Source organism: Rhizobium sp. B230/85 (assembly GCF_019355735.1).
GTDB lineage: Bacteria > Pseudomonadota > Alphaproteobacteria > Rhizobiales > Rhizobiaceae > Rhizobium > Rhizobium rhododendri.
Map to the genome: position 1 here is coordinate 1,849,227 of NZ_CP072156.1, position 22,211 is coordinate 1,871,437.

The window sequence follows — 22,211 nt, forward strand, 5'->3', positions numbered from 1 at the left end:
CCGCAAGGGGCGCCATTTTTGTTTGCGGCTTGATAGCGGACAGTTAGGAGTGTGTTCGGAGGGGTCGGAAGGTGGAGTTTACCAGCGCGTTACAACGCCAAACAACGGGATTTTCTCGTCGAGGGTGATCAGCGCCATGTTTTCAAGAATCGCTTGGGCACTGAGAATGCGATCGAAAGGATCGCGATGCGCGCCCGGAAGAAGGGCGCTTCTGACCATGTGTGTACTGGTGATCGGCAAGTTGATAAAGCCGCCGTCTTCGACAGATTTTGAGAAATCCGGCAGCAAACTCAACGCAGTGTCCAGCTGGCCCTTTTGATATTTTGTGACTATCTCCCACGCGGAAGCTGCGCTGACGAAGATGTCGTTTTGCCCGTCAGTGATAAGTTCTCGGGCAGTAACTGAGAGCTTTTTGCTTCCGTTCAGCCACCAAATGAGCGTGTGCGTGTCGAGGAGATACCTCATCCGCCGGTTAACTCGTCAATCTCCTGGTCTGAAAGCGGATGGAAAAATTCCGGGCCGATCTTTAGTTTCCCTTTAAACCGACCTGGCTTGCGCTTCTTCGCACGTTCTGCCCGGGCTATTTCCTCGGATATCTGAGAGCGCTTCAAGAGAGCATTGAGCGTTTCTGTTTCTTGTGCGGTAAGTCTGAGACTGAAATCGTCGGTCATAGTCTCCTCCTCAAACGTCCAAGATTCAGGTCAACTTCTCAAAAATTATAGCTTGTTTTACTACCAGCGCAAATCCAGCCGCTCCAGCCCATGGAAATGGTAGACGTCCTTGACCACCGGCGTCTTTGCCAGCCGCAATCCCGGCAGCCGCTCGAACAGTATCGGCAGTGCGATATTAAGCTCGAGGCGGGCAAGCGGTGCACCGATGCAGAAATGGATACCGGCGCCGAAGGAGAGGTTGGGCGCTTCGCGGCGGTCGGGCTTGAATGTCAGCGGGTCGGAGAACTTTTTCGGGTCAAGGTTGGCGGCAGCAAGGATCATTGCCACCTTCTCGCCGCGCTGGAAGGTGACGCCATCGATGTCGACAGTCTCCAGTGCCCAGCGCTGGAAGATGTGCACCGGCGCGCAGAGCCTGAGTGTTTCCTCGACCGTGCGCTCGGTCGCGGCTTCGTCGGCAAACAGCGTCTTCGGGGACAGCCCGCTTTCGAGGATGACGCGAACCGAATTGCCGATCTGGTGGACGGTTGCCTCGTGGCCGGCGTTGAGCAACACGATCGTCGTCGACACCAGTTCCTCGTCGGTGAGATACTGGCCTTTATGCTCGGTGGTGATCATGTGGCTCAGCAGGTCGTCGCGAGGCTCCACGCGCCGCTCCCGGATCACCGATCTGACATAGTCGGCAAATTCCTTTGCGGCCGTGTCTGCGGCATCCTCGTCGGCACGCGTCCTGCCGAACATGTACATCCGCACATAGGCATGCGACCACTTCAGCAGCTGCGGCCCCATCTCGTCGGGAATGCCGATCATCCGGGCGATCATCGTCACCGGAATGATATCGGCAAAAGCCGTGAGCAACTCGACTTCGCCGTTCCTTGCAAAATTGTCGATCAGCCGGTTTGCCAGTTCTGCAATTTCCGGCTTCATCTTCTCGACGTGGCGCGACACGAAGGCCCGGTTGATCAGCGTCCGCAGTCGCGTGTGCTCCGGCGGCTCTATCTCCAGCAGCGAATGCAGCTCGGCGGCATCGAAGTTGCGCAGATGGGGCAACGGTTCGGCAAGGCCAATCTCGGCCCGGCTGGCGACGTGCAGGATCTGGCGGCCGAAGCGACGGTCCCGCAAAAGAGCGTTCACGTGGTCGTACCCGGTGACCGTCCAGAGCTTCTGCTCCTCCCAGTAGAAGGTCGGACACTGCTCGTGCAGCGCCGCGTAGACGGCATTCGGGTTGCCGTAGAATGCGGGATCTTTGCCATCGAGGGAAACGTGGCGGGTGGCAGGATCGATATGGAGCATGGGAGGGATCTTCATGATACTGGCATTAGCCCAAACCGGCCGGCCCGGGAAGCGTGTCGGAGCCCCTTTTATACTAGCTTCGCGCCAGCGTGCCGATCCGTTGCAGCGCCTGGATCTGGTCGTCGACCGTCGGCACCAGTTCGCCGGCTTCCTGTTCGCTGGACGCATTATTTGCGCTTTCGGTAGCAGCCTCGCTGAATACCACCGTGCAATTGCGTCCTGCTCGCTTGGCAGCGTAAAGCGCCCGGTCCGCAGCCCCGGTGAGCTTGTCCCAGTCTGCAGCCTCGGCAGTCGCAAGTGCCACGCCGACGCTGACGCTGGCACTGACGGCAGCACCCTCGATCTGCAATGGCGCACGGCAAAATTCGCTGCGGATCGTTTCCGCCACTGCTTCGGCTTCCGTCTGATCTGTCACGGTGATGAAAGCCATGAATTCCTCGCCGCCCATTCGACCCAGGGCACCGCCGCGTGGAAGGCACTTTCGCGTGATGGTGACGAATTCGCAAAGCACCTGGTCGCCTGTCTGGTGGCCATAGCGATCGTTGATGCTCTTGAAGTGATCGAGATCGAACAGAAGGGCGGCAATCCGCCGAGACGGCGATGTCGTCTCGCGTCTCAGAAGCCCGAAGAATTCAAGCAACCCGCGCCGGTTGAAGGCCGAGGTCAGCGAATCGTTCAGCGACAATGCGCGCCAGCGGCGCTGCGACCGCTGGACCAGCACATGGCCGGTCAGCACGACACCGATCGTGATCAGCAAAGCATTCACGAGTACCGTGACGGTGCGGTAGGTGAGGGCGGCCTCTGGCGAGGGGCGGAAAATGACTGCCGAGAGTGCGATGACGAAGCAAAGGGAGGCGAGTGTCATCAGGACGAAAGCCAGCGGCATGCGGGCCGCCTCGGGACGGCTGGTTGCTGGACGGACGGCCGCCGCAAGGAGGGTTGCGCTGGCAGCACTTGCCAGCAGGAAAAGGACAACGCGGTTGGCGAGATCGTCATGCACCCAGGGAAGACTGATGCCGATCAGCCAGATGGCCGGCGGCAACAGCGCAGTCCACTCCGGCCGGCGTTTGTCGAACAGGCTGAAGCCGGCGATCCAGGCGCTCTGGCCGAGGAAGGTGAGTACGTTGCCGAGATCGATTGTGAGAATATTAGGCATCAGGCCCTGGAGGCTGATCAGCACATAGCCGACGGCGCGCAAGGCGAAGCCCACCGACCAGAGCAGGTAGAAGGACGATCTGCGGTCGCTGCGCCAGGCGAAGAACAAGACGACGGCAAGCGTCGTCGCTTCCGAACACCAGATCGTCAATCCCGTCGTGATATTGAACACAGGCTGCGCAACTCCATCTCGCGCAGCACCATGCCGCAAGAAACTGGCCAGCCGGTTAACGTGGACCTCAAATAACGCCCATCGCTCGTCAAATCGCGGCACGGTTGCGTCAATACGGAGGGCCGCGATCAAACATTCATCGTTTCTTCACTCTGCCATGTCGAAAAGCTGTGAGCGCCCTCTGGCGTAACGCCGCATTAATAGCCATCTGTGACAAACAGCCGTAACTGCAGCGTGAACTTCATTCGCATCCGCTTCTTGACGTTATCCTCTGGCGCGTCTTGAAGTACAGGGCGGTGACACTCTATGTAGGGGTGACGATTTTATTCGATTCCCGGTATTTCGCCGCCGGGCAAGTTTGACAGAGGACGCACATGAGAAATCCAGTCGATACCGCAATGGCTCTGGTCCCCATGGTTGTGGAGCAGACCAATCGGGGCGAACGGTCCTACGACATTTATTCGCGCCTTCTGAAAGAGCGCATCATCTTCATGACGGGTCAGGTCGAAGATCACATGGCGACGCTTGTCTGCGCGCAGCTGTTGTTCCTTGAGGCTGAGAACCCGAAGAAGGAGATTGCGATCTATATCAATTCTCCGGGCGGCGTCGTGACTGCCGGCATGGCCATCTATGACACCATGCAGTTCATCAAGCCGGCCGTATCGACCCTGTGCATCGGTCAGGCGGCCTCGATGGGCTCGCTGCTGCTGGCGGCCGGGCATAAGGACATGCGCTTCACCACGCCGAATTCCCGCATCATGGTTCACCAGCCCTCCGGCGGTTTCCAAGGGCAGGCATCGGACATCGAGCGCCACGCCCGCGACATCATCAAGATGAAGCGCCGCCTGAACGAGATCTATGAAAAGCATTGCGGCCGCACCTATGAGGAAGTCGAGCAGACACTCGATCGCGACCACTTCATGACCGCCGAAGAGGCAAAGGACTGGGGTCTGGTCGACAAAGTCCTGACGTCGCGCGCCGAAATGGAATCAGACGCCGAAGCGTGATTATTCGCGGGGCGGTGTCTTCTAAGCCACAGTTCTATCCCATTTGTGATCAACGAGGGGGTTTCAACTGCGGTAGAAGAAGCTAATAGTAGGCTTTAACGCTATGTTTTGATTTTATGACATAGCGTTCGGATTCGACGGGGAATTCGTTGCCGCCGTGGCCCGTGCAGTGTGCGGACCACGTTCAGTACCCCTAGGAGCGCCTGAACCGGCTAAGCTCCAGTCCATGGAGTGGCGCAGGCGAGCGCAGAGAGTGGACCGCCATTTCGATTTGGAAATGCGGCGTGCTGGAAGGAAAGTGATATGAGCAAAGTCAGCGGCAGCAACGGCGGTGACTCCAAGAACACCCTGTATTGTTCTTTCTGCGGCAAGAGCCAGCACGAAGTCCGGAAGCTTATCGCCGGACCGACCGTCTTCATCTGCGATGAATGCGTCGAGTTGTGCATGGACATCATCCGCGAGGAAAACAAATCCTCGATGGTCAAGTCCCGCGACGGCGTTCCCACGCCCCAGGACATCATCAAGGTCCTCGATGAATACGTGATCGGCCAGCGCCAGGCAAAGAAGATCCTTTCGGTCGCCGTCCACAACCATTACAAGCGTCTGGCGCATTCTTCGAAGAATGGCGACATCGAATTGGCGAAGTCGAACATCCTGCTCGTTGGCCCGACCGGTTGCGGCAAGACCTACCTTGCCCAGACGCTCGCCCGGATCATCGACGTGCCCTTCACCATGGCCGATGCCACGACGCTGACGGAAGCCGGCTATGTCGGTGAAGACGTCGAAAACATCATCCTGAAGCTTCTGCAGGCTGCCGACTACAACGTCGAGCGCGCCCAGCGCGGCATCGTCTATATCGACGAAGTCGACAAGATCTCGCGCAAGTCCGACAACCCCTCGATCACCCGCGATGTCTCAGGCGAGGGCGTGCAGCAGGCGCTGCTGAAGATCATGGAAGGCACAGTCGCTTCCGTGCCTCCCCAGGGCGGTCGCAAGCATCCCCAGCAGGAGTTCCTGCAGGTCGACACGACCAACATCCTGTTCATCTGCGGCGGTGCGTTTGCCGGTCTCGACAAGATCATCTCTGCGCGTGGCGAGAAGACGTCTATCGGCTTCGGTGCTTCCGTCAAGTCGCAGGACGATCGTCGCGTCGGTGAAGTGCTCCGCGAACTCGAGCCGGAAGACCTGGTCAAGTTCGGCCTGATCCCGGAATTCATCGGCCGCCTGCCTGTCTTGGCGACGCTGGAAGACCTAGACGCCGATGCCCTGATCCAGATCCTGTCCGAGCCTAAGAACGCGCTGGTGAAGCAGTATCAGCGGCTGTTCGAGATGGAAGACGTGGAACTCAACTTCCACGAGGACGCTCTTCGCGAAATCGCCCGCCGGGCAATCACGCGAAAGACCGGCGCTCGTGGCCTGCGGTCGATCATGGAGAAGATCCTTCTCGACACGATGTTCGATCTGCCGGCACTCGAAGGTGTTCGCGAAGTTGTGATTTCGGACGAAGTCGTGCGAGGCTCCGCTCGGCCGTTGTACATCTATGCTGATCGGCCCGATGAGAAGGCCAATGTGTCGGCCTGATGTCTGACGCAATAGTGTAGCAATCTTGAGGGGCTCGTCGATGACGAGCCCCTTTCTGTTTGAAATACCATGCAGTTTGCTGTTAGACTTTCGAATATGGTGGTCACTGATCCGGCGTAGCCGTTGCACTTGAGATCACCGGCGGCCATGATGGCGTGATTCTTCGAGCGTTCTCGCATCAGCCATTCCGTTCCGTACCGGTGGACATGGCAGGGAGGCGAGGCGCCGGACGAGCCCGATTTGTTTTGCGTTGATCGTTGTAATAAGCCTGTCACATCTGCCACGGCCGGCAGGCGGCATGGCTTGAAATTGCCAAGGTGAAACTCCACTTCTACATCAAGTGAGAGAGGCCGGCGCACTGAATACTGCCGGCGCTTATCCCGGAAACGGGACGATGGAAAGGAATTGAAATGTCGAAGAAAACGTCTGCTGCACACGAGAGCACCGCCTATCCGGTACTTCCGTTGCGCGATATCGTGGTCTTCCCGCACATGATCGTGCCGCTGTTCGTCGGTCGCGAAAAGTCGATCCGCGCTCTGGAAGAAGTCATGGGTTCCGACAAGCAGATCATGCTCGTCACCCAGATCAATGCCAGCGACGACGACCCCGCGCCGGAAGCCATTCATAAGATCGGTACGATCGCCAACGTGCTGCAGCTGCTGAAGTTGCCAGACGGAACCGTCAAGGTTCTCGTCGAAGGCCGCTCGCGCGCCGAGATTGATAACTACACCAATCGCGAAGACTTCTACGAGGCCATGGGCCACGCTCTCGAAGAGCCGGTCGAAGATCAGGTAGAGCTTGAAGCGCTGAGCCGCTCGGTCGTTTCCGAGTTCGAAAGCTACGTGAAGCTCAACAAGAAGATCTCCCCGGAAGTCGTTGGCGCGGCTAGCCAGATCGAGGATTACTCGAAGCTGGCCGACACCGTTGCCTCGCATCTTTCGATCAAGATCACCGAAAAGCAGGAGATGCTGGAAACCACCAGCGTCAAAGGTCGCCTCGAAAAGGCGCTCGGCTTCATGGAAGGCGAGATTTCGGTCCTGCAGGTCGAAAAGCGTATCCGCTCGCGCGTCAAGCGCCAGATGGAGAAGACCCAGCGCGAGTACTATCTGAACGAACAGATGAAGGCGATCCAGAAGGAACTCGGCGACGGCGAGGAAGGCCGCGACGAGATGGCCGAGCTGGAAGAGCGCATCAACAAGACCAAGCTTTCCAAGGAAGGCAGGGAAAAGGCCGATGCCGAGCTGAAGAAGCTGCGGCAGATGAGCCCGATGTCGGCGGAAGCCACCGTCGTGCGCAACTATCTCGACTGGCTGCTTGGTATTCCGTGGAACAAGAAGTCCAAGGTCAAGACCGATCTCGCCGCTGCCGAGAAGATCCTTGAGGACGACCACTTCGGTCTCGACAAGGTCAAGGAGCGCATCGTCGAATATCTCGCCGTGCAAGCGCGTTCGTCGAAGCTGAAGGGCCCGATCCTGTGCCTCGTCGGTCCTCCCGGCGTCGGCAAGACATCGCTTGCCCAGTCGATCGCCAAGGCGACCGGCCGCGAGTATGTCCGTATGGCACTCGGCGGCGTGCGCGACGAGGCCGAGATCCGCGGTCACCGCCGCACCTACATCGGCTCGATGCCCGGCAAGGTCATCCAGTCGATGAAGAAGGCCAAGAAGTCCAACCCGCTCTTCCTGCTCGACGAAATCGACAAGATGGGCCAGGATTTCCGTGGCGATCCCTCTTCCGCCCTGCTGGAGGTGCTCGATCCGGCGCAGAACGGCACATTCCAGGACCACTATCTGGAAGTCGAATACGATCTTTCGGACGTGATGTTCATCACCACGGCCAATACGCTGAACATCCCTGCACCTTTGATGGACCGCATGGAAGTGATCCGTATTGCCGGCTACACCGAGGATGAAAAGCGCGAAATTGCCAAGCGGCACCTGCTGCCGAAGGCTATCAAGGAACATGCGTTGCAGCCGCACGAATTCTCGGTCAGCGACGATGCCCTGATGGCGATCAGCCAGCAGTACACCCGCGAGGCCGGCGTCCGCAGCTTCGAGCGTGAATTGATGAAGCTCGCCCGCAAGGCGGTCACCGAGATCATCAAGGGCAAGGCAACCTCTGTTGCCGTGACCGCAGACAATATCGACCAGTATCTGGGCGTTCCCCGGTTCCGCCATGGTGAAGCCGAGCGCGAGGATCAGGTTGGCGTTGTGACCGGTCTGGCATGGACGGAAGTCGGTGGCGAGTTGCTGACGATTGAAGGCGTGATGATGCCGGGCAAGGGCCGCATGACGGTCACCGGCAATCTGAAGGAAGTGATGAAGGAATCGATCTCGGCAGCGGCGTCCTACGTCCGTTCGCGAGCCGTCGATTTCGGTATCGAGCCGCCGCGCTTCGACAAGTCGGACATCCACGTCCACGTTCCGGAAGCGGCAACGCCGAAGGACGGTCCGTCTGCAGGCGTCGCTATGGCCACCGCCATCGTGTCGATCATGACCGGCATCCCCGTCAACAAGGATGTGGCCATGACCGGTGAGATCACGCTGCGCGGTCGCGTTCTGCCGATTGGCGGCCTGAAGGAAAAGCTGCTCGCTGCCCTTCGCGGCGGTATCAAGACGGTGCTTATCCCGGAAGAAAACGCCAAGGACCTGGCGGAGATCCCGGACAACGTCAAGAACGGCATGGAGATCATTCCGGTGTCGCGCATGGGCGAGGTGATCAAGCATGCGCTGATCCGCCAGCCTGTGGCTATCGAGTGGGATGGATCGATCGAAACGCCGCTAATTGCGACCGTCGAAGGCGTCGATGACTTCGGCAATGCGATTGCGCATTGATGTTGGCTTTTGCCATACTTGTGCCGAATTGACATAATTCACCAAAAAGGCCGGCTTAATCGCCGGCCTTTTCTGTGAAAACAACGCAGGAATGCTTGCTTTTCCTTGCTTTGCAGGGCTTTTGGGTTGCGACGGGCCAGAGCTTACGTATTCTGCGCCCGGCTTAAACGATTGAGTCGTTTCATACCGAAGAAAGGGTTGGAAACATGAACAAGAATGAACTCGTGTCTGCTGTGTCCGAGAAAGCCGGCATCACCAAGGCTGATGCAGCATCCGCTGTTGACGCTGTTTTTGAGGTTGTGCAGGGCGCACTGAAGAGCGGTGGCGACGTTCGTCTCGCCGGTTTCGGTAGCTTCACCGTTTCTCACCGTGCAGCGTCCAAGGGTCGTAACCCGTCGACCGGCGCTGAAGTCGACATTCCGGCTCGCAACGTGCCGAAGTTCACGCCCGGCAAGGGCCTGAAGGAATCCGTTAACAGCTGATTTCGCTTTGCCGGCCGGATCACGGCGATCCATGCTGGCGGCGCTTATAAGAGGGTCCGGTTTTTGCCGGACCCTTTTTCGTTTACCAGCGCTGATGCACGTGCGGTGCGACGAGCCTGTCGTAGACGTCGCGCGTGGCCGCCATGACATCGGCCGATAGCGGCGCCAGATCGGCTGCGGCGGCATTTGCCTTCGCCTGCTCGCCGTTTCTAGCCCCCGGAATGACCACCGTCACGGCGTCGCTCATGAGGATCCAGCGCAGTGCGAAGGCCGCCATGGTCGTCCCCTCCGGCACCAGCTTGCGGACCTCCTCTACGGCCTGCAGCCCGACTTCGAACGGCACGCCGGCAAAGGTCTCGCCGACATCGAAGGCCTCGCCGTTGCGGTTGAACTTGCGGTGGTCGTCGTCAGCGAATGCCGTGGCGGAGTTGATCTTGCCGGAGAGCAGGCCGCTTGCCAGCGGCACGCGGGCGATGACGGCAACATTCCGGCGTCGTGCCTCTGCGAAAAACAGGTCGGACGGACGCTGGCGGAAAATGTTGTAGATGATCTGGATGCTGACGACGCCCGGGAATTCGATAGCCTTCAGCGCTTCTTCGACCTTTTCGACGCTGACGCCATATCCCTTGATCTTGCCCGCCGTCTGCATCTCGCTCAGAGCCTCGAAAACCTCAGGCCGATAGAGGACTTCCGTCGGCGGGCAATGGAGTTGCACCAGATCGAGGCTGTCGACGCCAAGGTTCTTCAGGCTCCGGTCGACAAAGGCCTCGATGTTGGCCTTGGTGTAGCCGTCTGCGACATGTGGATCGAGCCGCCGGCCGGCCTTGGTGGCGACCATCGGCCGCTCGCCGCCACGTGTCTTCAGCACTTCGGCGATGATTTTTTCCGAGCGACCGTCGCCATAGACGTCGGCAGTATCGATGAAGCTCATGCCGGCATCGAGCGCTGCGTTTAATGCGGCCCGCCCATCGGCCTCGCTGACGTCGCCCCAGGCGCCGCCGATCTGCCAGGCGCCGAAACCGACGTCGCTGACGATGAATGGTGTGCGTCCAAATGGATGGTATCTCATGGTATTCCTCCTCCGGTGGATGGGTGTCGGCGTAGCAGGCGGCTTCGTGTGCAGCAAGCGGATCTCGTGTACGACCGAGACGCAGATAGAGGCGGGGTGCGGCGCGGCAACCAACGTCGTGGTCGGCGCCGGTAAATTCGTCTCCTCGCTGGAAATCCCGAGGTCGCCCCGGTAAGCTCCATCTCGACTCGAAGTCATGAGTATCCGCCATGCCGACGCCCATTCGCCTCTCCAACGAATTCCTCACCGTCGACATTTCGTCTCTCGGCGCTGAAATGCAGGCACTGACATCAGACGATGGGCGTTCCTATCTCTGGAATGGCGATGCCGCGTTCTGGACCGGTCGCTCGCCGATCCTGTTTCCCATCGTCGGCAGGGCTCCTGACGACCAGCTGACGATCGATGGCAAGACCTATCCCATGGGGCAGCACGGCTTTGCCCGGCGCAGCGAGTTTGTCCTCGCAGCATCGACCGCGACCATGAGCCGGCACGAACTTGCAGCCTCGGCAGAAACGCGGGCGGTATACCCCTTTGAATTCCGGCTCGCCGTCGAGCATCGGATCGCGGGGCGGGCGGTGACGGTTTCTGCCGAAGTCAGTAATCTCGGCAACACGCCGATGCCGTTCGGCCTTGGCTTCCACTCAGCCTTCGTCTGGCCGCTGCCGGGATGCGAAGGGCAGCCACACGGCGTTACCCTCGATAATGGCGCCGAACCGGCGCTGGTGAGGCTCCAGGGCGGTCTCGTAAAGCCCGGCACCCTTCCATCGCCGTTCAAGGCCGGCCATCTGCAGCTCGATCATGCAATGTTCGATGCGGATGCGATGATCTTTCCGGAGGGTGCAGGGCAGGGGCTTACCTATGGCGCGGAGGGCGGGCCACATCTTCGTTTCGCTTTCGAAAATCTCCCGAACCTCGCGCTGTGGTCCAAACCCGGTGCCCCGTTCCTGTGCGTCGAACCCTGGCATGGCACGGCAGCGAAGATCGATGGCTCGAAGGAACTGGCCGACAGGCCATACTCAGAGATCCTCGCCCCTGCGGCAACCGCACGCTTTTCGTTGACTGTCGAAATCCCGGCATAGGCAGCGTGCCGGCGGCAAGCCGTTAACGCTGGATAACCCCGGGACGAGCGACCTGTCGCCATAGCATTCGCTGCCGAAGACGCTTAAAAAAGGTGCTCGACGCCTTTGCTGTCTGGAGAGCATGTCCTCATTCACCTTTATCCACGCCGCCGACCTCCATCTTGGCAGTCCCTTCCAGGGGCTGGCACTGAAGGATGCCGACATTGCAGCTGTGTTCGTCGATGCCAGCCGCAAGGCCTTCTCGACGCTGGTCGATCGAGCGGTCGAGCGCAGGGTGGATTTCTTCGTCATCGCCGGTGACGTCTACGACGGCGACTGGAAGGACAACAAGATCGGGTTGTTCTTCAACCGCGAGATGGCGCGGCTGGAGCGGGCTGGTATCCCCGTCTATCTGCTGAAGGGCAACCACGACGCCGAAAGTGTCATCACCCGGACGATCACGCTGCCCGATAACGTCCACCAGTTTCCGACTGGCAAACCCGGCACGTTCAAGCTGGAGGCCCTGAAAGTCGCGCTGCACGGGCAGGGCTTTGCCGACCGCTCGGCGACCGACAACCTGGCGCTCGGCTATCCGGCCGCGGTCCCCGGCTGGTTCAACATCGGCGTGCTGCACACCTCGCTGACCGGCCGCGAGCCGCATGCCAACTATGCCCCCTGTTCGCTCGACGACCTGCGCTCGCGCGGTTACGACTACTGGGCGCTCGGCCATGTTCACGAATACGAGTTGCTGGCTGAAAACCCGGCGATCCTGTTTCCCGGCAACCTGCAGGGACGAAGCATCCGCGAATGCGGCCCAAAGGGCGCGCTGCTGGTGAGTGTCGAGGATGGTATCGTCACCCACACCCGGATCATCGTCGACGAGGCACGCTTCGGCGAACTCGCCGTCCTTGTCGATGTCGATGACGATCAGCAGGCGATCCTGCGTCGTATCCAGCAGGCAGTCGAGCCGCTGGTCGAGGCTATGGAGGAACGCATCCTGGCTCTACGCATCCGGCTTTCCGGCGAAAGCCACGTCCGCAAGGCGATCATTGCCCGCCGCCGGGATTTTCACGATGAAGTACAGGCAGCCTGCCATCGTGCGCACGCCGACATCTGGCTGGAGAAGCTTGAGATCAGGCTTGAGGATCCGGCAGGTCGCGCTGTCACCGCCAGCGCGACTGCCGGGCTGGACCTGGACGCCTTGATCCCGCCGGCGTCAGACTTGCCGCCGGCCGTGATCTCGGAGGCTGAGGCCCGTCTATCGGAAATCGTCGCCAAGCTGCCGGGCGGTCTCGGCGCCCAGGAACAGCCGCTGGACGTCGATCTGCAATCGCTGCTGGCCGAAGCCCGCGACCTGCTGGTTGCCCGGTCCGGAGGGGCGGTCTAGCCGATGCGTTTCAAGAGCCTGGAAATCCTGCGTTACGGCGCACTCACAGACCGCACCCTGAAATTCCGGCCGGACGCGCGGCTGCACATCATCTACGGGCCCAATGAGGCCGGAAAGTCGTCGGCTCTGGCTGCGATTTCCGATTTGATGTTCGGTTTCCCGACGGCTGCCGAGTACAGTTTCCTGCACGAGGCCAACACATTGCGGGTCGGCGCCGAAATTGTCAGCCAAGGCGGCCAGAGCCTTGCCTTCCGCCGCCGTCGTGGCCGCAAGAACACGCTGCTGTCGGCAGACGCCGCGGAAACCGCATTGCCGGAGGATGCGCTTGCAGCCTTTATCGGGAGTCTCAACCGCGATGTTTTCGAGCGTGCCTTCGGGCTGAATTCCGATCGCCTGCGCCTTGGTGCTGCCGCGATGCTGAAAGGTGGCGGCGAGATCGGCAGCCTGCTGTTTTCGGCGGCCTCCGGTCTGCTCGGCCTGACGCAGCTGAAGCAGTCGCTGGAGAATGAGGCCGATCTCATCTTCGGGCCGCGAAAATCCAAGGATCGGTCGTTCTACCAAGTGCTCGAGCGCCATGACGAGGCCAAGCGCGCCGAGCGGGACAGCGAGCTGAAATCCGGCGACTGGAAACGGCTTTTGGCCGATGCTGCCGATATCGAGGCCCAGCTGGCAGCGCTTCAGGCGGAGCGACAGGAGACCAGGCACACCCTCGATCGCCTCACCATGCTGAAAACGCTGGAGCCGGTGCTGGCGGAAATCGATGCGGAGCAGGATCGGCTAGCCGAGTTCGTCGACCTTGCCGCCCTGCCGCAGCCTTTTGCAACGGAGCTGGCGCAAGCGCTGGCGCGTCGTCAGGCGGTAGAGGCTGCGATCCGCGTTGCCGATGCCGAGATGGGCCGCATTGCCGACGACATCAGCGCCACCCCTGTAGATGAGGCGATACGGGCAGCGGCGCCGGCGATCATGGCCCGCTACGCCGAGACAGCCGATTATCGTTCCAAGACCAAGGACATGCAGCGCGTATCGGGCGAGATCGATGAGTTCGACGCCCGTCTGGTGCAGTTCGCCCGCAGGCTTGGCCTCAGCGATGTGGCCGAGGTCGAACGCGTTCAGCCAAGCGACGCGGAACTCGCGCGCATCCGCAGGCTCACCAGCGAGGGCATGGCCCTGCAGCGCGATCATTCGGATGTCGGCCAGAGACTGGCCGAGGCGCGTGACCAGTTGCGGCGCCTTGAGGAGACGGCGGCGAGCGGCAGGCTCATCGACCCCAAGCCCTATCAGGAGCAGATGACCGTTCTGCAGCCCGATCTGTCTGAACTGTCGCGTCTGGATGCCGTTGCTGTTCAGGTGGAGCGTCTGGAGAGAGACCTCGAGGCGGCCACCGCCCGAATGTCGCCTGCGATAGACGACCTCGAGCGGCTGCTGTCCGTTCCCCTGCCGGATATCGCAGCACTCGCCAAGCAGGGCGACACCCTGGCAGAGGCCGAGGCCGATAGCCGCGATGCTGCCAACCGACTGGCGGCGCTGGAGAACGAGGCCAGCGAGATCGTCGCAAAGATCGCCGGTATGCAGCACGAGGGCTCGATCGTCACCCGCGAAGAGATCGCCGAGGCGCGCATCCTGAGAGACGGGGTTTGGCAATCCTTCGCTGCCGCACCGAAATCTACCAAGGATAATGCAGAAGTGGTGTCGCAAGCCATCCGCGAAGCCGACAGGTTGGCCGACCTGGCGCTGGCCAACGCCGACCGTGTCTCGCGTCACACGCAGCTCCGTCTGCGGCAGGCCGAACTCGACCCGCAACTGGAGGCCGCACGGTCCGAGAGCTTTACCAAAGACAAGGCGCTCGAGGCTGCGCGTAAAACATACCGGCAGCTGTTCGAGCCGGCCGGTGTCAAACCGTTGTCGCCGGACCGCATGATCGACTGGCGCCGCGCCGTCGACGCTCTCTCCAGGCAGCGTGAAACCCTCGACGACATCAGGGACGAACTGGCTGAACTGAAACGCAAGGAAGCGCGGCTCGGACCGGTGCTTGCAGACCTCGCCGATGCGACCGGATACAGCGCCGCCGCCTCCCTTGCGCCATCGGCGCTGGCTCGTGGCCTGTCGCGACACATCGAGACGATAGCCGAGCGCTGGACCGATAGCCGGTCGCTCGAGGGCAAGCGCGCTGCGGCGCGGGAAAACATCGCCAGTCTCGAACAGCGCCAGTCGGATATCAACGTCTCCATCGCCAAATTCGAGGCAGCCTTTGCCAACGCCGCGCTGGCGATAGGGCTACCGGAAGGCACCACCGTCGATATGGCGGAGGCGGCGATCGAGATATGGAAGTCGCTGCCGGAAACGCTGACGGAGCGGGAAAACCGCCGCCGCCGCGTCCGTGGCATGCAGCGCGATACGACAGCCTTCGAGCACGCCGTACGGGATCTCGTGAACGCCATCGCGCCGGACCTGAAGCCGCTGGCGCCCGATGCCGCCGCAGAAGCGCTGCACGAGCGGGCCGTGTCGGCCAATGCCGGCGACCAGCGCCGCGCGGCTCTGGAAAAGGCCCGCCAGCAGGCCGGGTTACGGCTGGCACGATGCCGGTCGGATATGGAGGAGGTCGAGGCCGAACTCGCCGCACTTTCAATACAGGTGCCGGGTGAGCATGACCTCGATGCGCTTCTGGCGCGGCTTGAGGAGCGCCGCCGCCTGCAAAGCCGGCTCGCTGAAAGCCGGGCGCGATTTGCACTGCAGGCAAACGGACAGGATGAGGCACATGTCCGGGCCGGCCTATCGGGTTTCGACCGGGTTGTAGCGGAGCTCGAAATCGAGCAGCTGGCTGCCCGAGACCAGACCCAGCTGAGCCGGTTTGCGGACTTGAACGTGCGGCTCGCGGAAAACCAGCGGCAACGCCAGCTGCTCGAGAACGGTGCGGGCGCGGAATTGGCCGTCTTCCAGAAAAACGCGGCGGAGGCGGAGGCCAAGGCGCTCGCCCGCGAATGGCTGGTCCTCAAGCTGGCATCGAGCCTGCTGGCGTCATCCATGGAAACCTACCGAGAGCGGCAGGCAGATCCTGTGATGCGCCGGGCAGGGGAGTTGTTCTCTGTGCTGACCGGTGGCCGTTTTTCGCGCCTGGTGCAGCTGTACGACGACAGGGACGAGCTGCAGCTGCAGGCGGAGCGGACGGGTGGCGAGAAAGTGCCGCTCGACGGCCTCAGCGAAGGCACCGGCGACCAGCTGTACCTTGCTCTGCGGCTTGCCTTCCTCGAGGACTATTCAGCGCGCAACGAGCCAGCGCCGCTGATTGTCGACGACATTTTCCAGACGTTCGACGATGATCGCACCGCATCGGGCCTCAAAGCTCTCTGCGGTACGGCTGATCGGTTCCAGACGATTCTCTTCACCCATGAAATGAGTGTCGTCGATATCGCCACCCGCGAGATCGGCAAGGAGCTCGATCTCATCAGGCTTTAGGCTCAGGGGCGCGTGAAGACCACATGCGTGCGCGCAACGGGGAAGCCATATTTCGTTACCCAGGCGTTGTTGATAATGCTGCCATCCGGTTGGACGACCATCGAATCATGGAACCGGACGATGTTGGGTTTGCCCTTCGGTTCGAGGTTGACCAGGTACGTGAATCTCGCGGTCTGGCCGGTAATCTTCACCTCGGTGTCGCCGACCACATCCTCTCGCGTACCGCGATAAGTGTTGGGTCCGGTGCGCGTGAAGCGCCAGGTCTTGCGGTCGGTCTCGCCGTCCGCATAGCGAAAGTCCTCGCGCAGGGAAAAATGCTTGCCCGACGATGTGCCCGTAAGCTTGACCTTGAAATCGCGGCTGACGCCGTTGATTGCGCCAAAATGCCCGGTCGCCACGGTGTGCCCCGCAAAGTACTGTTCAAGCCGCAGATCGGCGGCGGATGCTCCGGCCACGCCCACCAGCTGCAGCAGGGCGGCGGCGATAAGGGTTCGTCCAAAACGCATCTATTCTCTCCCGTGATTGCCGGCGTCACCCGTTGGCACGCCGTTGCAAGACATACGCCGGCATCCCGGGCATGGATCATAGCAAGGGCTCCGCACACGAGGTGCCGCGAGCCTGCGGGGAGGGCTGTATTCGAACCAACCAATGCGGCGAGCACGAATCGGCTCCGGATTTCGGCCGAGGGCAAAGGCAACGCTGCTTCGGGCTCGATGGTTTTGGCGGCAAACGGCGGCTCCAACGTGCTTTGCGGGAAGCCCCGGATGGTCATCCAAAACAAATCACCGGCGGTCATGGAATTGTCTTCAAAGCTGCTTGACACCAAAAGGCGAACCTCGTAGTTAGCCGCTCATCGAACGGCGAGCCGCTCGGTTGGATACGCAAGTGTCCGGAATGCTTGAAATGAATTGCGGGTGTAGCTCAGTTGGTTAGAGTGCCGGCCTGTCACGCCGGAGGTCGCGGGTTCGAGCCCCGTCACTCGCGCCATTTCAAGTTAAGCAGATCTTCTGAAGATCGCCTTTCCGGTTGTTTGGGGTCACGGCTTTAGGGCCACATAATATGCGCGGGTGTAGCTCAGTTGGTTAGAGTGCCGGCCTGTCACGCCGGAGGTCGCGGGTTCGAGCCCCGTCACTCGCGCCATTAGCCAACGCTGATGACCCCTCCCAGAAAACCTTCGAAAGTGCGGCATAGTGGCATCGAAGCCATGCGGTTTCTCCTGCTACGTGATCCGATGTCTGGTCGCGCAAGACATTGCAGCTTCCGATAAGTCGTTATTTTCAATGATAATTCAGTAGCCTGCCGACCTGTGCTGCCCCGTCGTTTGCTCTGTCTGCGCGCATAGGTATTATGCTTTGCAGCCGACGTGTCCTGACGCGCGTCCAAATCCCCCGTCAAAGCTCTTGCACCGGCGCGTCGCCTGCGCTAACCACGGCGTGTTGCAATGCTCTTTCGCTTGCTGGGCAATCGCCCCGAGGTGCCGCCCCGGCGCTTCCCCCCGCAGGCAGGGATGGACACCATGACTGGACTTCTGAGCGCCTATATTCCGATCGCAATCTTCATCGGAATTGCCCTGATCATCGGCCTTGCGCTGCTGGTCACGCCTTTTGCCGTCGCCTTCAAGGCACCGGATCCGGAAAAGCTTTCGGCCTTCGAATGCGGCTTCAACGCCTTCGACGATGCCCGCATGAAATTCGACATTCGCTTCTACCTTGTGTCGATTCTCTTTATCATCTTCGATCTGGAAGTTGCCTTCCTGTTTCCGTGGGCAGTGTCGTTCTCATCGATCGGCTGGTTCGGGCTGTGGTCCATGATGGTATTTCTCGGCGTGCTGACCATCGGATTCGTCTATGAATGGAAAAAGGGAGCCCTGGAATGGGAGTAGGCAATAGCAACGCGACGCTGATCGCGCCGCAGCCGAAGGGCCTTGTCGATCCGTCGACCGGCCGTCCCATCGGCAGCAACGATCCGTTTTTCGGCGAAGTTAACAACGAGCTGGCCGACAAGGGCTTCTTGACGACAACCACCGACAACCTCATCACCTGGGCTCGTACCGGCTCGCTGATGTGGATGCAGTTCGGGCTCGCCTGCTGCGCCGTGGAAGGCCTGATGCAGGTCTCCGGTCCACGCTACGACATGGAGCGCTTCGGTGTTGCACCGCGCGCCTCTCCGCGCCAGTCCGACGTGATGATCGTGGCGGGCACGCTCACCAACAAGATGGCCCCGGCGCTCCGCAAGGTCTACGACCAGATGCCTGAGCCGCGCTATGTGATCTCGATGGGATCCTGCGCCAATGGTGGCGGCTACTACCACTATTCCTACTCGGTCGTGCGCGGCTGCGACCGCGTCGTGCCTGTCGATATCTACGTCCCGGGCTGTCCTCCCACGGCAGAAGCGCTCCTCTACGGCGTGCTCCTGCTGCAGAAAAAGATCCGCCGCACCGGCACGATCGAACGCTAGATCGAGGGACAAAGTATAATGACTGAAGCCCTGAGCGAACTTGCAGCCTACATCGGCGAAGCGCGCGGTACGCTGGTTTCCTCGTCGGAGATCAAGTTCGGCGAACTGACGCTCGTAACCGATGCAGACAACATCGTTGCGCTCCTGACATTTCTGCGCGACGATCCGAAATGTGCGTTCATCGCGCTCACCGATATCTGCGGCGTAGACTGGCCACAGAGGCCGGAGCGTTTCGACGTGGTTTACCACCTTATGTCGCCGACGAAGAACCTGCGCATCCGCATCAAGCTCGTCACGACGGAAGACCGTGCCGTTCCGTCCGCCGGCGGTGTATTTCGCGGTGCAGACTGGTTCGAGCGCGAGGCATGGGACCTGTTCGGGATCACCTTCTCCGGCCACACGGACCTTCGCCGTATCCTGACCGACTACGGTTTCGAGGGCCATCCGCTGCGCAAGGATTTCCCGACAACCGGCTTCGTCGAAGTACGCTACGATGATCTGGCCAAGCGGGTCGTCTACGAGTCGGTGGAACTGAAACAGGAATTTCGCAATTTCGACTTCCTCAGCCCCTGGGAAGGCACGGACTACGTCCTCCCGCCCGTGGTGCTGCCGGGTGACGAGAAGGCGAAGCAGTAGGCAGTAGGTTAGGCTTTGGGGAATAGGCAGTAGGCAATAGTGGGGGAGACTGCGACGGCGATTAACTCTTATCAGGATCTGATAGTGTGGAAGCGCTCGATGGATATTGCAGTTGACTGCTACAGCCTGACCAAGACTTTTCCCAAAGACGAAATCTACGGCCTCGTTTCGCAGATAAGACGTTCCGCGGCCTCTGTTGCGGCGAATATTGCCGAAGGTTACGGACGAGAAACGACGGGCGCGTACGTTCATCATCTGAAGATCGCGCAGGGTTCGCTGAAGGAATTGGAAACGCATCTCATACTGTGTTCACGCGTGGGATTGATTGAGGCGCATCAACTTGAAACGGCGCTTTCCACAAGTGAAGAAATCGGAAAAATGCTTCGCTCTCTCGTGCGGCGCCTGCAGGAGGTACGGAGCAAATGAAGGCTAAGACTGAACCGACTGCCTATTGCCTAATGGCTAATGCCTGCAGGAGCGGAGCGACGAGCAATGACTGAACACAACGTCCGTAATTTCACGATCAACTTCGGTCCGGAGCATCCGTCTGCGCATGGCGTGCTGCGTCTGGTGCTGGAGCTGGATGGGGAGATTGTCGAGCGCGTCGATCCGCATATCGGCCTGCTGCATCGTGGCACCGAGAAATTGATCGAGACCAAGACCTATCTGCAGGCTGTGCCCTATTTCGATCGGCTGGACTACGTTGCGCCGATGAACCAGGAGCACGCCTTTGCGCTCGGCGTCGAAAAGCTGCTTGGCCTCGAGATACCCATTCGCGGGCAGTTGATTCGTGTGCTCTATTCGGAAATCGGCCGCATCCTGTCGCACATCATGAACGTCACGACACAGGCGATGGACGTGGGTGCCATGACGCCGCCGGTCTGGGGCTTCGAAGAGCGCGAAAAGCTGATGATCTTCTACGAGCGCGCTTGCGGCGCTCGGTTACACGCAGCCTATTTCCGTCCGGGCGGCGTCCATCAGGACATTCCACCGGAGCTCGTCGAAGACATAGGCAAGTGGTGCGATCCCTTCCTGAAGATCCTCGATGACATCGAAGGTCTGCTCACCGGCAACCGCATTTTCAAGCAGCGCAACGTCGATATCGGCGTAGTGAAGCTGGAAGACGCCTGGAACATGGGCTTTTCCGGCGTCATGATCCGTGGCTCCGGTGCCAAGTGGGACCTGCGTCGCTCGCAGCCCTACGAATGCTATTCCGATCTCGAATTCGACATCGCCATCGGCAAGAACGGCGATTGCTTCGACCGCTACCTGATACGCATGGAAGAGATGCGCCAGTCGGTGCGGATCATGAAGCAGTGCGTCGACCGTCTTCTCGGCGTCGCCAAGACCGGTCCTGTGTCGTCGCTGGACGGCAAGGTCGTGCCGCCGAAGCGCGGCGACATGAAGCGCTCGATGGAAGGCCTCATCCACCATTTCAAGCTCTACACCGAGGGCTACCACGTGCCGGCCGGCGAAGTTTATGCGGCCGTCGAGGCGCCGAAGGGCGAGTTCGGCGTCTACCTGGTGGCTGATGGATCTAACAAGCCATACCGCTGCAAGATCCGTGCTCCGGGCTTCGTTCACTTGCAGGCAATGGATTTCCTCTGCCGTGGGCACCAGCTGGCCGACGTCACCGCAGTTCTCGGGTCGCTCGACATCGTCTTCGGCGAGGTCGACCGCTGATGCAGCGTCTTCCCCTCGTCATTGCCGCTTTGATGTTTGCGTCGGCTGCCTCTGCGCAGCAGACGACGACCAAGCTTGGCTCGATGGGGCAGGTGGTGGGCAAGCCGATTACCGGCGACAGCACCGGCTCGGGAGCAGCCTCTGGCGAGCAGACCATGGCAGAGCTTCTGAACAAGGGTTATGATATCAAGGCCGCCGTGCCGAATGGCGGCAAGTTCATCGTATTTATGCAGAAAGACCAGTCGGCCTATGCCTGCGAGTTCCAGTCCCTGACGGGCGCGCGGTGTGGTTCCATAAACTGAGATAAGGCGTGAAAGTATGTCCGTTCGTCGACTAGCAGAAAATCAGTTCCAGCCTGCCGGCTTCGCGTTCAGCGACGAGAATTCCGCATGGGTGGACCGGACTATCCAGAAATATCCGGAAGGTCGCCAGCAATCGGCGGTGATCCCGGTGCTGATGCGCGCGCAGGATCAGGAAGGCTGGGTGTCCAAGGCTGCGATCGAAAAGGTCGCCGATATCCTCGGCATGGCCTATATCCGCGTCCTGGAAATCGCTACCTTCTACACCCAGTTCCAGCTGCAACCGGTCGGCACCCGCGCCCATGTGCAGGTATGCGGCACGACCCCTTGCATGCTGCGCGGCTCGCAGAAGCTGATGGATGTCTGCAAGAGCAAGATCCACGAGCACACCTTCGCCCGCAATGCCGAGGGCACGTTGTCCTGGGAAGAGGTCGAATGTCTCGGGGCCTGCGTCAATGCACCGATGGTGATGATCGGCCGCGATACCTACGAAGACCTGACACCGGAACGGCTTAGCGAGATCATCGACACGTTCGAGGCCGGCAAGGGCGCCGAGATCAAGCCGGGTCCGCAGATCGACCGCTGGTTCTCCTCCCCCGAAGGTGGCCCGACGGCTCTTCTCGGCGAATACCAGCCCTACACCAAGGCAGAGGACAAGCCGCCGGAGCCTGCTGCCCCTGCCGCTGAAGGCGCGACAACGCCGCCGTCTGAGGCAGCAAAGCCGAAAAGCACGGATGCCGAGACCAACGCTGCGCTGAAGAGCCCGGCCGATGGCAAGTCGGCAGCGCCAGCGGGTACTCCGAACGCACAGCCGGCAAAGGCGGACAACACAGCGTCCGGTCCGGCCAAGGCCGGCGCCACAGAGCCGGCTGAAGCGCCTGCAGCGCCAACGCCCAAGAAGCCGCAGTGATGATGACAGGAATGGCCAACGTCACGAATGATCGTCTCCAGATGAGCATGAAGCCTATTCTGGCCGACAT

At 60.6% G+C, this 22,211-nt stretch carries 19 protein-coding genes, 2 tRNA genes and 1 pseudogene; 16 read left to right on the forward strand and 6 right to left on the reverse strand.

Annotated elements, in window-relative coordinates; all coding sequences use genetic code 11:
• Positions 1 to 78: 78 nt before the first annotated feature.
• The 4 genes from J5289_RS08950 to J5289_RS08965 are packed head-to-tail and all read right to left on the reverse strand — an operon-like array spanning position 79 to position 3,288.
• Positions 79 to 465 carry a type II toxin-antitoxin system VapC family toxin gene (locus tag J5289_RS08950; RefSeq protein ID WP_209183474.1) on the reverse strand — a complete coding sequence of 129 codons (387 nt, stop codon included), beginning with the start codon at positions 463 to 465 and terminating at the stop codon, positions 79 to 81.
• Positions 462 to 671, reverse strand: a complete 210-nt coding sequence (locus tag J5289_RS08955) for a hypothetical protein (RefSeq protein WP_209183476.1) — start codon at positions 669 to 671, stop codon at positions 462 to 464. The genes J5289_RS08950 and J5289_RS08955 overlap by 4 nt, the downstream gene beginning before the upstream one ends.
• A gap of 60 nt (positions 672 to 731) precedes the next feature.
• Entirely contained in the window at positions 732 to 1,976 is a 1,245-nt protein-coding gene (locus J5289_RS08960) for a cytochrome P450 (RefSeq protein WP_209187386.1), read from the reverse strand.
• A 58-nt stretch (positions 1,977 to 2,034) separates the two neighbouring features.
• Complete coding sequence (locus J5289_RS08965) at positions 2,035 to 3,288, reverse strand: GGDEF domain-containing protein (RefSeq protein WP_209183480.1); 1,254 nt, start codon at positions 3,286 to 3,288, stop codon at positions 2,035 to 2,037.
• Between the two features lie 374 nt (positions 3,289 to 3,662).
• On the opposite strand from J5289_RS08965, the gene clpP reads away from it, so the two are divergent.
• The 4 genes from clpP to J5289_RS08985 all read left to right on the forward strand — a co-directional run bounded on the left by clpP (position 3,663) and on the right by J5289_RS08985 (position 9,189).
• Positions 3,663 to 4,295, forward strand: a complete 633-nt coding sequence (gene clpP, locus J5289_RS08970) for an ATP-dependent Clp endopeptidase proteolytic subunit ClpP (RefSeq protein WP_111220561.1) — start codon at positions 3,663 to 3,665, stop codon at positions 4,293 to 4,295.
• 303 nt (positions 4,296 to 4,598) lie between these two features.
• Entirely contained in the window at positions 4,599 to 5,876 is a 1,278-nt protein-coding gene (gene clpX / locus J5289_RS08975; RefSeq protein ID WP_111220562.1) for an ATP-dependent Clp protease ATP-binding subunit ClpX, read from the forward strand.
• Positions 5,877 to 6,286: 410 nt separating this feature from the next.
• The gene (gene lon, locus J5289_RS08980) at positions 6,287 to 8,707 is read left to right on the forward strand and encodes an endopeptidase La (protein WP_209183482.1); all 2,421 of its coding nucleotides are present in this window, start codon (positions 6,287 to 6,289) and stop codon (positions 8,705 to 8,707) included.
• Positions 8,708 to 8,913: 206 nt separating this feature from the next.
• The gene (locus J5289_RS08985; protein WP_111220564.1) at positions 8,914 to 9,189 is read left to right on the forward strand and encodes an HU family DNA-binding protein; all 276 of its coding nucleotides are present in this window, start codon (positions 8,914 to 8,916) and stop codon (positions 9,187 to 9,189) included.
• An 82-nt stretch (positions 9,190 to 9,271) separates the two neighbouring features.
• Here the strand turns inward: J5289_RS08985 and J5289_RS08990 are convergent, their stop codons facing one another.
• Complete coding sequence (locus J5289_RS08990; protein WP_209183484.1) at positions 9,272 to 10,258, reverse strand: aldo/keto reductase; 987 nt, start codon at positions 10,256 to 10,258, stop codon at positions 9,272 to 9,274.
• A gap of 209 nt (positions 10,259 to 10,467) precedes the next feature.
• Here J5289_RS08990 and J5289_RS08995 point away from each other — a divergent pair, with 209 nt between their 5' ends.
• From J5289_RS08995 to J5289_RS09005, 3 genes are all read left to right on the forward strand, one after another.
• On the forward strand, positions 10,468 to 11,337 hold the full coding sequence (locus J5289_RS08995; protein ID WP_209183488.1) for an aldose 1-epimerase family protein: 870 nt from the start codon (positions 10,468 to 10,470) through the stop codon (positions 11,335 to 11,337).
• A 121-nt stretch (positions 11,338 to 11,458) separates the two neighbouring features.
• Positions 11,459 to 12,703 carry a DNA repair exonuclease gene (locus tag J5289_RS09000; RefSeq protein WP_209183490.1) on the forward strand — a complete coding sequence of 415 codons (1,245 nt, stop codon included), beginning with the start codon at positions 11,459 to 11,461 and terminating at the stop codon, positions 12,701 to 12,703.
• A gap of 3 nt (positions 12,704 to 12,706) precedes the next feature.
• Positions 12,707 to 16,156, forward strand: coding sequence for a YhaN family protein (locus tag J5289_RS09005; protein ID WP_209206583.1), 3,450 nt, complete (start codon positions 12,707 to 12,709; stop codon positions 16,154 to 16,156).
• A 2-nt stretch (positions 16,157 to 16,158) separates the two neighbouring features.
• Here J5289_RS09005 and J5289_RS09010 read toward each other — a convergent pair whose 3' ends face one another.
• Positions 16,159 to 16,662, reverse strand: a complete 504-nt coding sequence (locus tag J5289_RS09010; RefSeq protein WP_209206582.1) for a DUF3833 family protein — start codon at positions 16,660 to 16,662, stop codon at positions 16,159 to 16,161.
• A gap of 404 nt (positions 16,663 to 17,066) precedes the next feature.
• Here J5289_RS09010 and J5289_RS09015 point away from each other — a divergent pair.
• From J5289_RS09015 to nuoE, 9 genes and pseudogenes are all read left to right on the forward strand, one after another.
• Positions 17,067 to 17,143 (forward strand) — tRNA-Asp (locus tag J5289_RS09015).
• Positions 17,144 to 17,219: 76 nt separating this feature from the next.
• A tRNA-Asp gene (locus tag J5289_RS09020) sits at positions 17,220 to 17,296 on the forward strand.
• 376 nt (positions 17,297 to 17,672) lie between these two features.
• The gene (locus J5289_RS09025) at positions 17,673 to 18,038 is read left to right on the forward strand and encodes an NADH-quinone oxidoreductase subunit A (RefSeq protein WP_111220802.1); all 366 of its coding nucleotides are present in this window, start codon (positions 17,673 to 17,675) and stop codon (positions 18,036 to 18,038) included.
• Entirely contained in the window at positions 18,029 to 18,613 is a 585-nt protein-coding gene (locus tag J5289_RS09030; RefSeq protein WP_142829058.1) for an NADH-quinone oxidoreductase subunit B family protein, read from the forward strand. The genes J5289_RS09025 and J5289_RS09030 overlap by 10 nt, the downstream gene beginning before the upstream one ends.
• Before the next feature lie 18 nt (positions 18,614 to 18,631).
• Positions 18,632 to 19,249, forward strand: a complete 618-nt coding sequence (locus J5289_RS09035) for an NADH-quinone oxidoreductase subunit C (protein ID WP_209183498.1) — start codon at positions 18,632 to 18,634, stop codon at positions 19,247 to 19,249.
• Positions 19,250 to 19,348: 99 nt separating this feature from the next.
• Entirely contained in the window at positions 19,349 to 19,675 is a 327-nt protein-coding gene (locus tag J5289_RS09040; protein ID WP_209183500.1) for a four helix bundle protein, read from the forward strand.
• A 66-nt stretch (positions 19,676 to 19,741) separates the two neighbouring features.
• Positions 19,742 to 20,932: an NADH-quinone oxidoreductase subunit D gene (locus J5289_RS09045; RefSeq protein ID WP_142829055.1), complete on the forward strand. Its 1,191-nt coding sequence runs from the start codon at positions 19,742 to 19,744 to the stop codon at positions 20,930 to 20,932.
• A complete protein-coding gene (locus J5289_RS09050; RefSeq protein WP_209183502.1) occupies positions 20,932 to 21,234 on the forward strand; it encodes a hypothetical protein in 303 nt (100 codons plus the stop codon). The genes J5289_RS09045 and J5289_RS09050 overlap by 1 nt, the downstream gene beginning before the upstream one ends.
• Positions 21,235 to 21,250: 16 nt before the next feature.
• A pseudogene (gene nuoE, locus J5289_RS09055) lies at positions 21,251 to 22,117 on the forward strand (NADH-quinone oxidoreductase subunit NuoE); the annotation flags it as partial.
• Between the last annotated feature and the right edge of the window lie 94 nt (positions 22,118 to 22,211).

What these genes read in the sequence shown, in the direction of transcription:
- J5289_RS08950 (WP_209183474.1), bottom strand. Translation starts at nt 465, where the DNA reads ATGAGGTATCTCCTCGACACGCACACGCTCATTTGGTGGCTGAACGGA.
- J5289_RS08955 (WP_209183476.1), bottom strand. Translation starts at nt 671, where the DNA reads ATGACCGACGATTTCAGTCTCAGACTTACCGCACAAGAAACAGAAACG.
- J5289_RS08960 (WP_209187386.1), bottom strand. Translation starts at nt 1,976, where the DNA reads ATGAAGATCCCTCCCATGCTCCATATCGATCCTGCCACCCGCCACGTT.
- clpP (WP_111220561.1), top strand. Translation starts at nt 3,663, where the DNA reads ATGAGAAATCCAGTCGATACCGCAATGGCTCTGGTCCCCATGGTTGTG.
- clpX (WP_111220562.1), top strand. Translation starts at nt 4,599, where the DNA reads ATGAGCAAAGTCAGCGGCAGCAACGGCGGTGACTCCAAGAACACCCTG.
- lon (WP_209183482.1), top strand. Translation starts at nt 6,287, where the DNA reads ATGTCGAAGAAAACGTCTGCTGCACACGAGAGCACCGCCTATCCGGTA.
- J5289_RS08985 (WP_111220564.1), top strand. Translation starts at nt 8,914, where the DNA reads ATGAACAAGAATGAACTCGTGTCTGCTGTGTCCGAGAAAGCCGGCATC.
- J5289_RS08990 (WP_209183484.1), bottom strand. Translation starts at nt 10,258, where the DNA reads ATGAGATACCATCCATTTGGACGCACACCATTCATCGTCAGCGACGTC.
- J5289_RS08995 (WP_209183488.1), top strand. Translation starts at nt 10,468, where the DNA reads ATGCCGACGCCCATTCGCCTCTCCAACGAATTCCTCACCGTCGACATT.
- J5289_RS09000 (WP_209183490.1), top strand. Translation starts at nt 11,459, where the DNA reads ATGTCCTCATTCACCTTTATCCACGCCGCCGACCTCCATCTTGGCAGT.
- J5289_RS09005 (WP_209206583.1), top strand. Translation starts at nt 12,707, where the DNA reads ATGCGTTTCAAGAGCCTGGAAATCCTGCGTTACGGCGCACTCACAGAC.
- J5289_RS09010 (WP_209206582.1), bottom strand. Translation starts at nt 16,662, where the DNA reads ATGCGTTTTGGACGAACCCTTATCGCCGCCGCCCTGCTGCAGCTGGTG.
- J5289_RS09025 (WP_111220802.1), top strand. Translation starts at nt 17,673, where the DNA reads ATGACTGGACTTCTGAGCGCCTATATTCCGATCGCAATCTTCATCGGA.
- J5289_RS09030 (WP_142829058.1), top strand. Translation starts at nt 18,029, where the DNA reads ATGGGAGTAGGCAATAGCAACGCGACGCTGATCGCGCCGCAGCCGAAG.
- J5289_RS09035 (WP_209183498.1), top strand. Translation starts at nt 18,632, where the DNA reads ATGACTGAAGCCCTGAGCGAACTTGCAGCCTACATCGGCGAAGCGCGC.
- J5289_RS09040 (WP_209183500.1), top strand. Translation starts at nt 19,349, where the DNA reads ATGGATATTGCAGTTGACTGCTACAGCCTGACCAAGACTTTTCCCAAA.
- J5289_RS09045 (WP_142829055.1), top strand. Translation starts at nt 19,742, where the DNA reads ATGACTGAACACAACGTCCGTAATTTCACGATCAACTTCGGTCCGGAG.
- J5289_RS09050 (WP_209183502.1), top strand. Translation starts at nt 20,932, where the DNA reads ATGCAGCGTCTTCCCCTCGTCATTGCCGCTTTGATGTTTGCGTCGGCT.